The sequence below is a fragment of the Flavobacterium geliluteum genome (assembly GCF_017948595.1).
Taxonomy (GTDB): Bacteria; Bacteroidota; Bacteroidia; order Flavobacteriales; family Flavobacteriaceae; genus Flavobacterium; species Flavobacterium flavipigmentatum.
This window is the reverse complement of record NZ_JAGFBV010000048.1, coordinates 1-12,980: the sequence shown is the minus strand read 5'-3', so window position 1 is coordinate 12,980 and position 12,980 is coordinate 1. Positions and strand designations below refer to the sequence as shown.

Annotated in this window: 14 protein-coding genes and 1 pseudogene; 4 read left to right on the top strand and 11 right to left on the bottom strand. The window is 33.2% G+C overall.

Features of this window, described 5'->3' with window-relative positions:
* Positions 1-17: 17 nt before the first annotated feature.
* Entirely contained in the window at positions 18-383 is a 366-nt protein-coding gene (locus J3495_RS18575) for an ISAon1 family transposase N-terminal region protein (RefSeq protein ID WP_210668420.1), read from the bottom strand.
* A gap of 501 nt (positions 384-884) precedes the next feature.
* On the opposite strand from J3495_RS18575, the gene J3495_RS18570 reads away from it, so the two are divergent.
* A complete protein-coding gene (locus tag J3495_RS18570) occupies positions 885-1,343 on the top strand; it encodes a DUF5362 family protein (RefSeq protein WP_210668418.1) in 459 nt (152 codons plus the stop codon).
* A gap of 68 nt (positions 1,344-1,411) precedes the next feature.
* Here the strand turns inward: J3495_RS18570 and J3495_RS18565 are convergent, their stop codons facing one another.
* The 6 genes from J3495_RS18565 to J3495_RS18540 form a co-directional block, all read right to left on the bottom strand.
* A complete protein-coding gene (locus J3495_RS18565) occupies positions 1,412-2,125 on the bottom strand; it encodes a DUF4369 domain-containing protein (protein WP_210668417.1) in 714 nt (237 codons plus the stop codon).
* 125 nt (positions 2,126-2,250) lie between these two features.
* Positions 2,251-4,110: a M61 family metallopeptidase gene (locus J3495_RS18560; protein WP_210668415.1), complete on the bottom strand. Its 1,860-nt coding sequence runs from the start codon at positions 4,108-4,110 to the stop codon at positions 2,251-2,253.
* Between the two features lie 96 nt (positions 4,111-4,206).
* Positions 4,207-4,485: a DUF2805 domain-containing protein gene (locus tag J3495_RS18555; protein ID WP_210668413.1), complete on the bottom strand. Its 279-nt coding sequence runs from the start codon at positions 4,483-4,485 to the stop codon at positions 4,207-4,209.
* A gap of 317 nt (positions 4,486-4,802) precedes the next feature.
* On the bottom strand, positions 4,803-5,510 hold the full coding sequence (gene aqpZ / locus J3495_RS18550) for an aquaporin Z (protein ID WP_210668411.1): 708 nt from the start codon (positions 5,508-5,510) through the stop codon (positions 4,803-4,805).
* A 30-nt stretch (positions 5,511-5,540) separates the two neighbouring features.
* Positions 5,541-5,897, bottom strand: a complete 357-nt coding sequence (locus J3495_RS18545) for a DoxX family protein (protein ID WP_210668408.1) — start codon at positions 5,895-5,897, stop codon at positions 5,541-5,543.
* An 85-nt stretch (positions 5,898-5,982) separates the two neighbouring features.
* Positions 5,983-6,879, bottom strand: coding sequence for an EamA family transporter (locus tag J3495_RS18540; RefSeq protein ID WP_210668406.1), 897 nt, complete (start codon positions 6,877-6,879; stop codon positions 5,983-5,985).
* Between the two features lie 129 nt (positions 6,880-7,008).
* On the opposite strand from J3495_RS18540, the gene J3495_RS18535 reads away from it, so the two are divergent.
* Positions 7,009-7,623: a murein L,D-transpeptidase catalytic domain-containing protein gene (locus tag J3495_RS18535; RefSeq protein ID WP_210668404.1), complete on the top strand. Its 615-nt coding sequence runs from the start codon at positions 7,009-7,011 to the stop codon at positions 7,621-7,623.
* Between the two features lie 53 nt (positions 7,624-7,676).
* Here the strand turns inward: J3495_RS18535 and J3495_RS18530 are convergent, their stop codons facing one another.
* On the bottom strand, positions 7,677-8,468 hold the full coding sequence (locus J3495_RS18530) for a hypothetical protein (RefSeq protein WP_210668401.1): 792 nt from the start codon (positions 8,466-8,468) through the stop codon (positions 7,677-7,679).
* Between the two features lie 119 nt (positions 8,469-8,587).
* Positions 8,588-10,471 carry a molecular chaperone HtpG gene (gene htpG / locus J3495_RS18525; RefSeq protein ID WP_210668399.1) on the bottom strand — a complete coding sequence of 628 codons (1,884 nt, stop codon included), beginning with the start codon at positions 10,469-10,471 and terminating at the stop codon, positions 8,588-8,590.
* A gap of 200 nt (positions 10,472-10,671) precedes the next feature.
* Between htpG and J3495_RS18520 the strand changes: the two genes are divergently transcribed.
* A complete protein-coding gene (locus J3495_RS18520; protein ID WP_210668397.1) occupies positions 10,672-11,175 on the top strand; it encodes a lipocalin family protein in 504 nt (167 codons plus the stop codon).
* Positions 11,176-11,198: 23 nt separating this feature from the next.
* Positions 11,199-11,894, top strand: a complete 696-nt coding sequence (locus tag J3495_RS18515; RefSeq protein ID WP_210668395.1) for an OmpA family protein — start codon at positions 11,199-11,201, stop codon at positions 11,892-11,894.
* 518 nt (positions 11,895-12,412) lie between these two features.
* Here J3495_RS18515 and J3495_RS18510 read toward each other — a convergent pair.
* Both J3495_RS18510 and J3495_RS19490 read right to left on the bottom strand, forming a co-directional pair.
* Positions 12,413-12,856 carry a hypothetical protein gene (locus J3495_RS18510; RefSeq protein WP_210668393.1) on the bottom strand — a complete coding sequence of 148 codons (444 nt, stop codon included), beginning with the start codon at positions 12,854-12,856 and terminating at the stop codon, positions 12,413-12,415.
* Between the two features lie 15 nt (positions 12,857-12,871).
* Positions 12,872-12,980 (bottom strand): annotated as a pseudogene (locus J3495_RS19490) (IS982 family transposase); the annotation flags it as partial.

Here is a 12,980-nt window from a genome sequence, read left to right as displayed (position 1 = left end):
AGGCAATGGTATTACAATCATTTGGACTGGAATCTATTGATTTCTTTTAAAAAAGACGCAAACTCCTGGGTTACACGAGTTCCGTCTGCTACTAAATTCCAATCTCTAAAAACCACTTTTCCAGTATTTTCATTAAGCCATCTTCTGCGAGTAATGTGAAGATACACCTGATGTCCTCGAATAGGAAAATCCTGAACCGTTATCTCTTCAAAAAATCCTTTTGAGCTCAATTTTGATTCTCGGTATCTTATAGGTATCGAATTAATCTCTTTTAAATACAGATGTAGTGTTTCCTCTTCTTTTTTATAAGAAGTAAGTTCAAAGTAATCTACTAGTATCTCAGGCAATAATAACCTCAGAAGGTCGATAAAAGAATCTTGCATTAGGGTATAATTTGAAAATACAAATATCTAGATTTTAATATTTCCCCACAACAATATGCTTTGATTCCTAAAAATGCGTTAAGGATGGAAGCGGCATCCTTTTGCGACCTTTTGTCTTCTGGCGGAGCCAACCAAAATTTCCTCGCAAAAGATTTAGCGGACAGCCCGGCCCGGAGGGAAACGCCCAAATCATCCATCAATCTTTGAAGTATTTGTTACTGAAGCGAGAGATATTATAAAATCAATGGCAATAAGTGTAAAAGGAAAAATGATGCTTTGCAAGTACGGTAAATTACTTTTGTATCGATTTTGTTTTTGAGTGCAGCATTTTTTGCAGTAATAGAAATTGTTTCGGTGATTGAAATAGTTCAATTTAGAGTGATTTTGATTGGTAAATAGTGTAAACGATGAGGTTTTCCTGTGGTAATTTATTTTTAGAATTAATAATAAGTTAGCAATAATTTTCCTATGTTTGTTATCTAACCAGTAAAATTATCACTAATGGAAGAATCATCAGTTTTTGAAAAATTTGAGTTGCAGCTCGATGAATCTGCAAAAAACTTTTTGAAGGAAACGGCTAAATGGGCTTATTTCTTGGGTATTATGGGCTTTGTCGGAATTGCCTTTATTGTAGTAATCGCAATTTTTGCAGGAGCAATTTTTTCTACAATGAGTAATACGGTTCCCGGAATGGGCGCAATGGGTGGCTCGTTTGGCGCCATTATAAGCGTTGTTTACATTCTTATTGCTATTGTTTATTTCTTTCCGGTTTATTATTTATTCAAGTTTGGTTCGAATACTAAAACGGCTTTTAGAGAAAATGACTCTGAAGCATTGACGGTTTCACTAGGATACTTAAAATCACATTTTAAATTTCTTGGAATATTTACTATTTCTATTCTGGTATTGTACGGACTTATTTTGGTTTTTGCAGTTCTGGGTTCTTTATTTGCAAGATAAATACTTCTTCTATAACGCAAAAAACGTCCTGAAATTCAGGACGTTTTTTTTATAAAATAAAAATAATTCTATTTTTCTGACTTTTTAATATCGGCAACATATTTGGTTAGTTTTTTACCATAAAGCGATTGAGCCACCTTTGGTGTCATCGATTTTTGGATGGTGTCGAGAAATTTAATATTAATGTCGTAGATCTCTGCCAAAGCAATATAAGGCGCTATCTCGTGATCTTTGTTATTGATGGCAAAGTTGGTCGCAAATAAGTATTTTCTTTTGATATTAGAATCATTTTTAGCGTCAATACTATCGACTGCTTTTTGGTCTTGTCTTTTTATAGCCTTAAATCTGGCTTCAACCAATGCAAGGTTTTCATCATTAAAACGAGAGTTGATTTTCTTGTATTCGTCATACAACTCCTGATTTTTAGAGCCCGTAATTTTAGCTCCAAAAATAAAATTATCCAAATTGGTTTCGATATGAACATTTCCGGGCTCAGCAAAAAATAAAATATTATTGTCTAAAGAATTGGTTACACCACGATCTAAAAATAAATAAAGCATTTCTGGAGATGCTAGTTTTATATCTCTTTCGAAACTTGAATTTCCATCGATTTTGATGCTGTCTATTGCCACTAACGAAGTGTCAACAATGTGCTGAATGTATAAAGTACCGTTTTTTAATCCTTTTATGTTTCCAGTAAGATGTAAGCTGTCGGTTGATTCTTTTTTGTCACAAGATGCGAATAGCGCAATTGCAGCAAAGGCAATAATTGATTTTTTCATTGGTTTTTACATTTTGCTGCAAAATAAAGAAAATAGTTTAAATGATAGGAGATCGGGCTTTAAAATTTCCAAAAAAAAAAATCCCAATCTATTGTCTAGATTGGGATTCCTTTCAGGTTTTATTTTTAATTTTTTAACCAGGCATTTCTAAGTTTTTCTTTAGAAGCATCAGTTGCTTTAAAGGTTTCGATTTCTTCGTAAGGAAGTTTTACTGTTCCTTTGATCGTTTGCTCTGCTCCGTTGCGTTTTATCAAAATCGTGATTGGATCATTTTCTTTCCAGCCTTGGCTTTCTCCTACTAAATCATAAATATTATCCAGCGAATAAGGCTTGTTGTTTACTGATAAAATAATATCGCCGCTTTTAAGATTTAAATTCTTGTAAAAATCATTTAATTCTATTTCAGGGCGTATCGAGATTTGTTTTGTCTCTTTGCTCACTGTAATATATGGAGTCTGTCCTTTTATGAAAACACCTCCTGGTTTTTTGTCGGTGCTTTTGGTTACACCTACTTTGGCCAAATAAGTATCATAAGCGATTGGAGTAGTTCCTGCAACATGTGTTTTTAAGAATTCACCCACTTCAGGATAGGTTAATTGCGTGATTTTTGCAAAAAGTTCGTTGTCATTGAATGGTTTTTCAACACCATATTCCTCCGCTAATTTATGCATCAAATCAAGGATTCCTCTCTCTCCATTGCTTTTTTCTCTAATAATGATGTCAATACACATACCTATTAAAGCGCCTTTTTGGTATACATTCAAGTATTGTGCTTTGTAAGGCTCTTTTAGGACATTGGCACTCATTGTGGTAAATGACATGGTGTCGTTTAGTCCTTTTGCCTGGTCAATTTTGTCTGCAATACGATTGTAAAAATCAGCCTCATCAATCAGTCCTTGATTGATTTGAAAAAGATTCGCAAAATACTCAGTTACACCTTCGTACATCCATAAATGTTCCGACATTTTAGGATCGTTGTAATCAAAGTACTGAATTTCTTTTGAGTGAATAGTCAATGGTGTTACAATATGAAAAAACTCATGCGATACAACATCTTTCATAGATTCTACCAATCTTTCTTTAGGCATTGTTTCTGGTAAAACTACCGTTGTAGCAGTAGGATGTTCTAGCGCTCCAAAACCATGAGCGTCATCTTTTGCCATGCTGGACAAATACAATAAAACGGTGTATTTTTTGGTAGCATTTACTTTGCCTAAAAAGTTTTTCTGGGCAGTCATCATCGTTTTCATCTCCGGAGTGATGCTTTCTGCGGTAAATTTTCCTGTTGGAGAATACACAGCGATCAAAATATCCATTCCGTTTACATTAAAAGTAGTATAATCTGGTTTAGAGTACATGATAGGGTTTTCTACCAGAATAGCATAACGTGGCGTTGTAAATTTATCACTTGTGGTGCTGGCATCTTCATCTGTCATAGACGTAGCGCCCCAAAGTGTTTCAGGATGCGTAATAGTTACATTATACGGAACATCTAATTTGTCTTTAAAGTATCCCACAAAACCATGTGTGTTTACCATAAAGTTGATTCCTGCATTGATGTTTGTTCCAGCTGGCGAGAATACATCATCATTGCCAAAACCTGTACCTTTTTCGGTATCAAAAGTGTCACCTACCAAATAAGTGATCTTTTGTAATTTTTTAGCATCAGCAATAGACCATGAGTTATCATCAATTCTTTTTACTGTTAACTCATTTCCTTTAGCATCAAAAGCTTTAAAACTATCAGAATATTTCCCGTAGTTGTCTGTAGAGTAGGTTCCCGGAACTGTTTTTGGAATGCTGTAAACAATCTCATCTGTTTTGATCGAAGGTGCCGTTACCGTTACCAAAACTTTATCATCTTTTACATCTGTCAAGTTGATGTTGACATCAACTGTGTTTTTTTTTGCAGCATTAGAACCGCTACCTGTTTTACAGCTCCAAAGTGTTACTGCAAGAGCCAGGGTATAAACTATTTTTTTCATTTGTTTGTGTTTAGTTATTCATTTGTCTTACAAAATGTAAAATTGTTACAACAAATATAAAATAAAAAAACTCCTGTGTTTTCAGGAGTTTATAATTTAGTCTAGTTTGTTTTTTATGTAGTACTTACCATCCAAATCTTCATCAAAATCATCTATTTTAGCTGGTTTTGGTTTTGGTTTAGCTGCAGTAGCCTTCTTTTTCCACATCTCATATTTTTCAAGAGGCATTTTCTTTTTCATGATTTCCAGAACTTCTTTTTCTGCTAATCCAAATTCTTTCTTTATAATTTCAAATGGATTTCTTTCTTCTAAAGCCAACGAAACCAATTTTTCCGTTTGTTCCCAATTCAATTCTTTGCGGTTACTCTTTTTCATCACGTGAAAATTAATTCAAAATAGAGGTTAATGATTAATAGATTGATTTTCAATTTAAGTATCAATATTAATAAAAAAAATAATTAGTTCGTCAGATAAAGTGTGTTTTTTTTACTGAATTTAATTGTTTTTTGAATTTCTTATTTTTTGAAATGGATTTTGTTGTAATTTTTTTAATTTATTGCGTTCCTTCGCTTGTAAATAAGTGATTTTATGCGGATAATTTTAGATTTCACTTTAGTGTAAAACAAAAAAAGAGAAAATGCAGATAAAACGATCTGATCTTCTCTTTAAAAAAATTAAAAGCTTAAAAATTATTAGGCTTCTTTGTGATTTTGCAATATTGTTTTGTAGATAAATCCCGCAGCAATAGCGCCTAGAATGGGTGCTAACCAAAATAACCATACTTGTATTAAAGGCTCGCCTCCTGCAAAAATTGCCTGTGATAGTGATCGTGCAGGATTTACAGAAGTATTGGTAATCGGAATACTGATTAAGTGGATTAGGGTAAGCGCTAAACCAATAGCAATACCAGCAAATTTTCCGTTTGCAAATTTGTCTGTTGCCCCCAAAATTATCAGTAAAAACAATAAAGTAAGTACAAATTCTGCAAGAAAAGCAGCTTGCAGCGAGTAACCGTCTGGTGAGAAAGCGCCAAAACCATTGGATGCAAAAGCACTTGCTCTGGTGTTATCAATAACAAATCCGGCTTTTCCTGAAGCAATTGTATATAATGTTCCTGCGGCAGCTATCGCTCCAACGCATTGTGCGATGATATAGGGTACGAGATCTTTTGCAGAGAATCTTCCGCCAGCCCACAAGCCAAATGATACGGCAGGATTAAAATGTCCTCCAGATATATGTCCAACAGCATACGCCATTGTTAATACTGTTAAACCAAAAGCTAATGCAACACCTGCAAATCCGATTCCTAAATCTGGAAATCCAGCAGCAAAAATGGCACTGCCACAACCTCCAAAAACCAACCAGTAAGTTCCAAAAAACTCTGCAAATAATTTTTTCATAATAAATAATTTTAATTAATAGTTTGATTATCAACAGGTATATTGATACGCCCACAGCATCAATACGATCTGTAAAGGCAAACGTACAAATAAAATCCATTTAGGTAAGTTAAAACCTGCTTTTTTATTTTGATACATAAATAAATTTGCAGGAAACACAGCAATCAACAACGCTATAATTCCCCATGCAGCAATATGTGTTGTTACTGGTATTGCCAGGAGAACCCCTAAAATTACTTCTGCTGCACCACTTAAAATATTTAGTAATTTAGGGTTAGAGAAGTACGAAGGTATGATTTTGATATACATTTTAGGATTTCTAAAATGATTGAGTCCCGCTGCTATGTATAAAAAAGCCATCAGATATAAGTGCCAAGGTAAAGTCATATTTGCTAAATTTTCTTACGAATTTATGAAAAAAAAATAAAGAATTGTTGTTGTAGAATCTTGTTTTTTAGTACAGATAAAAATATCAAGCTTTTTTCTTAAAGTTGACATTCATTATAATAATGGACAAAATGATCAATACGATTCCAATCCATTGCAGTAACATCACTTTTTCATGCAGTAATATAAAAGCCATCAGTACAGAAACGGGTAATTCTAGTGCAGACACGATGCTTCCGAGTCCAATTCCGGTTAACGGAAAACCTGCGTTCATTAGCATTGGTGGAATAATGGTTCCGAAAAGAGATAAAACGATTCCCCATTTTAGGAAAATAGAAAAATCAAAAGGTGTATTTTGGGTAGCCAATGCAAAAGAAAATACGATTACGGCGCCTCCTAGAAGCATGTATAAACTACGTTGCGCTGACGAAATTTCTGTAGCGACACGATTGGCAGTAAACATTGTGGTAGTAAAAGAAGCGGCTGCCAAAATCCCCCAGGCGATTCCCCTCCAATCTAGTTCTATATCGTTATTGATGATGTTTGTTGCTAAAATAGTTCCTATAAGAACGATAAAAACAGCGACTATTTTTTGTTTTGAAGGCAGTTTTTTTTCTAAAATCATTTCGAGTAAAACTCCCATCCAAACGGTTTGCATGAGTAAAACGATTCCTATTGAAACTGGAATGTAGCGAACCGCCAAGTAGTAAAAAACACTTGTCATACCCAATGAAGTTCCTGCGAGCATTAAATTAAAAATGTTTTTAGAAGTTGCTTTTACCACATTTTTTTTATGTTTTACTTTCTGAAAAGCATTAATGAGTAAAATACCTAAAATACCTAATATAAATTGTGATGAAGTGACTTCGGCAGTGGTGTACCCTTCGTTATAAGCCATTTTTACAAACGTGGCCAGCATTCCGTAACTTGTAGCGCCAAGAGCAACCAAGAACACACCTTTTAGAACATTGTTTTGTGACATTTTATTTTTTTATTTTTAAAAATTGAGCCTGCAAAGATAGGGCTTAGTTTGGAGGAACGTTTTTTTATTTGAAAAAAATAAAATGGCAGGATTTTAGTTATTAGAAATAAACTCTAATAATCTTCCTAAATGCGTAGTCTTAAAATATTATTTTTTCTTTTTTTATCAGTAGTGAGTTGTAATAAAGCAGCTGAAAAAAAAGAATCTATTTCAATAAATAAAAAAGAGTATACTGATTTTCATAAAGAAGCTGAAGTATTCTGCAAGAGAGAAAAATTAAATTCAGATTATTATTTTCTTATTGATATGAGTCTGCATTCCGGAAAAAACAGGTTTTTTGTTTATGATTTTAGAACCAAAAAAATCATTGCTCAAAATTTGGTCACACACGGAAGTTGTGATGTTTTGTCTGTCAATATCACCAAGTTGCAAAAAGCAAAATTTAGTAATGCCAATGATAGTCATTGTTCTTCTCTGGGAAAGTATAAGATTGGAAAAAGAGACAGTAGTGCTTGGGGAATAAAAATTAAATACTGGCTTGAAGGACTTGAGGCGACCAATAAAAATGCAGAAAACAGGGTAGTGGTTTTGCATTCTTGGTCGGCAGTTTCTAATAATGAAATCTACCCAGAATATGCTCCGCTAAGTTGGGGCTGCCCCGCAGTTTCGGATGATTTTATGAAAGTTCTGGACAAAAAATTAAGGCCTACCCAAAAGCCCGTTTTACTTTGGATCATTCAATAAAAATCCTCACTCAGTACGACGATTACGGAATCTTGTTGTAAAAAGCGATTTTATTAAACACCAAACGTATAAAGAGTTCCGCCTTCGTGCGTATACGTGTATTTAGGATCACACTCATTGTTTCCGTAATCAATAATTCCGTTTAGGAAACCGCCTTCTATTTTTAGTTTTCCCTTCGAAATAAAGGCACAAGAGTATTTTTTTACTAAAGCTTCGTGAATGGTCAAAGTTAGTTTTCCTCCTGTATCTGAGGTTACAACATATTCTCCTTCTATTATTTCGTAAACTTTGTCTTCGAGTGTTGTAGTAGAAAAACCTTCTGTTTGTTGCACAACGTGAAATCCATTTTTGGTATAGACTTTTCCGTTTCGGTCTATTAATTTGGCATTTTCAACTTTACCTGTCCACTCCGGGAATGTGTCGTCGGCAGTGGTATTGGTGTACACAATTGTCCCTTCCAATTTAATTCCGTTTACGGCATAATCAATTCTTTCTACTTTCATTTCGCTTCCTGTAGTAGTAAGTGGTCCTGAAAGTGTAATTTTTAATTTTCCATTTTTTGTAATTTCATTTTCAGTAGAATTAGTGTTTCCAAAATCGAGATTGAAAACTTTAGGATAAGCTTCTGCTGTTGGTTTCTCTACTGTAATATTATTGCAAATTCCGGGAACAGCTGTCGTAAAAGAAGTTTTTGTTTCGTGATCCGCTTCTGCTTTTGGTTCCCTACTAATCAACTGATCTGTAAAAGAACTATCTGCTTGATTGACAATCGCTTCTTTTGAGCAAAAAACATAAATTAATTCTGATGCACAGATTGTCAATAACGAAATTTTAGTTTTTTCCATAGTCATTCCTGTTTAATGATAGATTAAGAGGCAATCAAAAATAGGTAAAAAAACAATAACAAATAAAAAATCCTGTAAGATTTGCCTACAGGATTTATAACGGTTTTTTTCTAAAAATCTTATTTAATCATCTCAAAACTTCTTTTAACAAAAGCAGTTAAGGCTTCACCTTTTAAAAGGTTTTGTGATAATTTTGCTAAGTCTAGGGCTTGTTTTACCAAGTGTTCCTGATGTGTTTTGTCTTCAGTATTCAAAATGTTGGTTGCCAAATCTGAGTTGGTATTCACAACCAAATTGTACATTTCTGGCATATTGCCCATTCCAAACATTCCGCCACCACCAGACTGACTCATTTCTTTCATTCTACGCATAAATTCTGGCTGCGTGATAATAAACGGCGCAGCTTGGCTGTCCATCGCTTCTAATTGTACAGAATATGCTTTTGGAATATAAGCTTCTAAAGAAGTTTTTAAAGTCTCTTTTTCTTCGTCAGATAGTTTCGAAATCGTGTTTTCATCCTTTTTGATTAAATTATCAATATGATCAGAATCTACACGTACAAAAGTCAGATCTTTGTTGTCGCCTTCAATTTTTTGAATCAAATGTGAGATAATCGGAGAATCCAACAGCAATACTTCGTAACCTTTTTCTTTGGCAGTTTCGATGTAAGAATGTTGTGCTTCTTTGTTTCCTGCATATAAAACAACCAATTTCCCGTCTTTATCGGTTTGGTTTTCTTTTAATTTTTCTTTTAATTCTTCTAAAGTAAAATAAGTATCATCTACCGTTGGATACAGTACAAATGCTCCGGCTTTTTCGTAGAATTTATCTTCAGAAAGCATTCCGTATTCTAAAACAATTTTAATATCGTTCCATTTTTGTTCAAAATCAGCACGGTTTTCATTAAATAATGCTTTCAATTTGTCAGCTACTTTACGGGTGATGTAGTTCGAAATTTTCTTTACAGCACCATCTGCCTGCAAACCAGAGCGAGAAACGTTCAAAGGAATGTCCGGAGAATCAATTACACCTTTCAACATCGTCAAAAATTCAGGTACAATTCCTTCTACATTGTCGGTTACATAAACCTGGTTTTGGTACAATTGAATTTTATCTTTTTGAATTTGCAAATCCGAACCTAATTTAGGGAAATATAAAATTCCTGTCAGGTTAAACGGATAATCAACATTTAAATGAATATTGAATAAAGGCTCTTCAAATTGCATTGGATACAACTCTCTGTAGAAACTTTTGTAATCTTCATCAGATAATTCAGTTGGTTGTTTGGTCCAAGCTGGATTTGGATTGTTGATGATATTGTCAGTTTCAATAGTCTCATTTACATAATCTTCAGGAGCATCTTCTGGTTTTGGAAGCGTTTCTGTTCTGGTACCAAATTTAATCGGAATAGGCATAAATTTATTATACTTATTCAATAATCCACTGATTTTTGAATCTTCTAAAAATTCAAGAGAATCTTCGGCAACGTGCAAAATAATTTCTGTACCACGTGAAGTTTTGTCAGCTGGTTCTAAAGTAAATTCCGGGCTTCCGTCACATGTCCAGTGCGCAGCTGGCTCGTCTTTGTACGATTTTGTGATGATTTCTACTTTTTCTGCCACCATAAATGCAGAATAAAAACCAAGACCAAAATGACCAATAATTCCAGAATCTTTCGCAGAATCTTTGTATTTGTCTAGGAATTCTTCTGCTCCTGAAAAAGCCACTTGATTGATGTATTTTTCTACCTCATCAGCAGTCATACCTAAACCTTGGTCGATAATGTGAATTTTTTTCCCTTCCTTATCTACTTTAATTTCAATAACCGGATTTCCAAATTCTACTTTAGCTTCGCCAATACTAATAAGGTGTTTTAATTTTAAAGTAGCATCGGTTCCGTTTGAAACGAGCTCACGCAAGAAAATTTCGTGATCGCTGTACAAGAATTTTTTGATTAAAGGAAAGATGTTTTCTACCGAAACATTAATTTTACCTGTTGTCATATTTTTATAATTTAAGTTTAATGTGATTGGTATTCAGTTCTTCAAATAGAATACCAATTGTTTTTTAAATGACAAAATGTCGGGGTGGGAGTTTTGAAAGAAAATAAGTAACAATATGAAAAGAAAATATTTTTATGATTTGTATCTTTGCGGTACAATAATTGCCTAAAAAGTAAGTAATAACTTAAATATTGTTAAAAATGAAGAAAATTTTTCTCTTATGCATGATCACTTCGATGTTTATGGCGTGCAAATCTGCGTCTACTACGACTGCTTCTACTGAAGCCGCTCCGCTTTCAAAAAAACTTGATAGACCCACTCAAGTAGCGATCAAAGGAAATTGGGTAATTACAAATGTTTCCTATCCTGGTTCTGATTACATAAAAGTAAATTCGTTTGATCTTGCCGATTCTAAATGTTTTATTGGTAGTAACTGGAATTTTATTTCGAATAATAACAAAGGCACTTTGTCTTTGGCTGCCGTAAATTGTACAGAATTCAGTTCTCCAATTGTTTGGAGCATTAACAATCAAGGACTTTTTGTGCTTAAAGTTTTAAATGCAGGAGTAAAAGCAAAAAAAGTAAGAGAAGGTTATTTACTAAAAGTTGCGGGTTTGACAGAAAACTCATTTCAATTGGTAGATAATATTAATGTTGGAGGACAAACAAAAGAGGTTGTGTACCAATTTCAGAGAGCAAATTAATTTAAAATAAAAAAAAGAAAAAGATGAAAAAAATAGCAATATTAGGTTTGAGCAGTTTACTGGTTTTAAGTAGCTTGTTTGTAAGCTGTGATTCAGTAAAAAACGCTAATAATACACAAAAAGGAGCTGGAATTGGTGTTGTTGCCGGAGGTATTATCGGAGGTATTTTAGGTAATAATCTGGGTAAAGGTGGTAACGCTGCATTAGGAGCTGCCATCGGAGCTGCTGTTGGTGGTGGAACTGGTGCTCTTATTGGAAATAAAATGGACAAACAAGCGCGCGAAATTGATCAGGCTTTGCCGGGTGCAGATGTAGAAAGAGTAGGAGAGGGAATTCACTTAACTTTAAACGAAAATGCAGTGCGTTTTGATACTAATAAATCAACTCTTACGTCTGCTGCTAAAACAAATCTTGATAAATTAGTTCCTGTTTTTAAAGAATATGGTGATACAAATATCGAAATTTTTGGTTACACAGATAACACTGGAAAACCAGAATATAATCTAACACTTTCTGGTCAAAGAGCAGCATCTGTAAAAACATACTTAATCTCTAAAGGAATAAGCTCAGGTCGTTTTAAAACCTCAGGTTTAGGAATTGCAGATCCAATCGCAAGTAATGATACTGCCGAAGGAAGAACTCAAAACCGTCGTGTAGAATTTGCTATTACTGCAAACGATAAAATGGTAAACGACGCAAAAGCTGAGGCTGGAAAATAGTTGTATCATACAATAAAAAAATCAAAAGCTGCCTCATATTGAAGCAGCTTTTTTGGTTATAATAGTGATGTAATAAGTAAATTGAATGTGTCGCAGAAGTTGCATTTATTCCTGAAAGTGACATATTATTAGTAAACTCTTTATGAGCTTTGTTGCTTATGTGCAAGCTTAAAATTTATAATTAGGGTACTCCTTGAAAATACTGTCAAAAAGACTAAAATAGAATTGTATTTTAAATTATCTATAAGATCTGTTGCCATAATCAGTACTAAAAGGATGCACAAAAAGAATATAGAACTACATAATATTTTTATCATTTTATTTTTAAATTTTAAGCTTATTATCGAAAAAATCAAACTAGAAAGTAATATCCAATAATATATTATATTAATCCAAATTGTTCCCAATGATATTTTGAAAAAAATAAAATTTTCAAATAGAACTACTGTAAGGATATAAGCGATAATAGTTGGTGAAAAATATTTAAATAAATTCATAATATATCATTCATTTTCATTTCATAAAGCCCCCTTTTTGTATTGCTTATAAGCTTTTTTTGCGATAGAATCTAAATCACTACTAGCATAGTAATTTAAACAACTTGCACAGATGTAATTTTTTCTTAGTATTTCTTGTTCCTGCTCATTAGTACAGTCATCACAATGAGGATAAATTGGCCTCGGCATATTTTTAATTATTTTGGTTGTTAAAGTATCTATTTTACTATATTGAAATAAAATTGGCTCATATGGAACAAGTAGATCTTTTTTAGATATCAATTTATAAAAATCATCATTATCATATCCTTTTTTCATGCATGAAAGAAAAACGTCAGTCTTATACATATTTATCCACTCATTTTTACCTTTACCAAAATGATATTCAAACTTTGTTCTTTTGTAGGTTTTACATGAAGATAGTAAAAGACTCAAAACTATTACTTTTATTATTATATTTTTCATAATTAATTCAAGTTGCTAGTTAATTGTTTTATTTAATTGTAATCCGAATACAAACAATGTAAGCTTTATTAGAAATCCTTCCAATGTAACAGCATGTATTGTTCTGGGGAATAATTTTTTAATA

What these genes read in the sequence shown, in the direction of transcription:
- J3495_RS18575 (WP_210668420.1), bottom strand. Translation starts at nt 383, where the DNA reads ATGCAAGATTCTTTTATCGACCTTCTGAGGTTATTATTGCCTGAGATA.
- J3495_RS18570 (WP_210668418.1), top strand. Translation starts at nt 885, where the DNA reads ATGGAAGAATCATCAGTTTTTGAAAAATTTGAGTTGCAGCTCGATGAA.
- J3495_RS18565 (WP_210668417.1), bottom strand. Translation starts at nt 2,125, where the DNA reads ATGAAAAAATCAATTATTGCCTTTGCTGCAATTGCGCTATTCGCATCT.
- J3495_RS18560 (WP_210668415.1), bottom strand. Translation starts at nt 4,110, where the DNA reads ATGAAAAAAATAGTTTATACCCTGGCTCTTGCAGTAACACTTTGGAGC.
- J3495_RS18555 (WP_210668413.1), bottom strand. Translation starts at nt 4,485, where the DNA reads ATGAAAAAGAGTAACCGCAAAGAATTGAATTGGGAACAAACGGAAAAA.
- aqpZ (WP_210668411.1), bottom strand. Translation starts at nt 5,510, where the DNA reads ATGAAAAAATTATTTGCAGAGTTTTTTGGAACTTACTGGTTGGTTTTT.
- J3495_RS18545 (WP_210668408.1), bottom strand. Translation starts at nt 5,897, where the DNA reads ATGACTTTACCTTGGCACTTATATCTGATGGCTTTTTTATACATAGCA.
- J3495_RS18540 (WP_210668406.1), bottom strand. Translation starts at nt 6,879, where the DNA reads ATGTCACAAAACAATGTTCTAAAAGGTGTGTTCTTGGTTGCTCTTGGC.
- J3495_RS18535 (WP_210668404.1), top strand. Translation starts at nt 7,009, where the DNA reads ATGCGTAGTCTTAAAATATTATTTTTTCTTTTTTTATCAGTAGTGAGT.
- J3495_RS18530 (WP_210668401.1), bottom strand. Translation starts at nt 8,468, where the DNA reads ATGGAAAAAACTAAAATTTCGTTATTGACAATCTGTGCATCAGAATTA.
- htpG (WP_210668399.1), bottom strand. Translation starts at nt 10,471, where the DNA reads ATGACAACAGGTAAAATTAATGTTTCGGTAGAAAACATCTTTCCTTTA.
- J3495_RS18520 (WP_210668397.1), top strand. Translation starts at nt 10,672, where the DNA reads ATGAAGAAAATTTTTCTCTTATGCATGATCACTTCGATGTTTATGGCG.
- J3495_RS18515 (WP_210668395.1), top strand. Translation starts at nt 11,199, where the DNA reads ATGAAAAAAATAGCAATATTAGGTTTGAGCAGTTTACTGGTTTTAAGT.
- J3495_RS18510 (WP_210668393.1), bottom strand. Translation starts at nt 12,856, where the DNA reads ATGAAAAATATAATAATAAAAGTAATAGTTTTGAGTCTTTTACTATCT.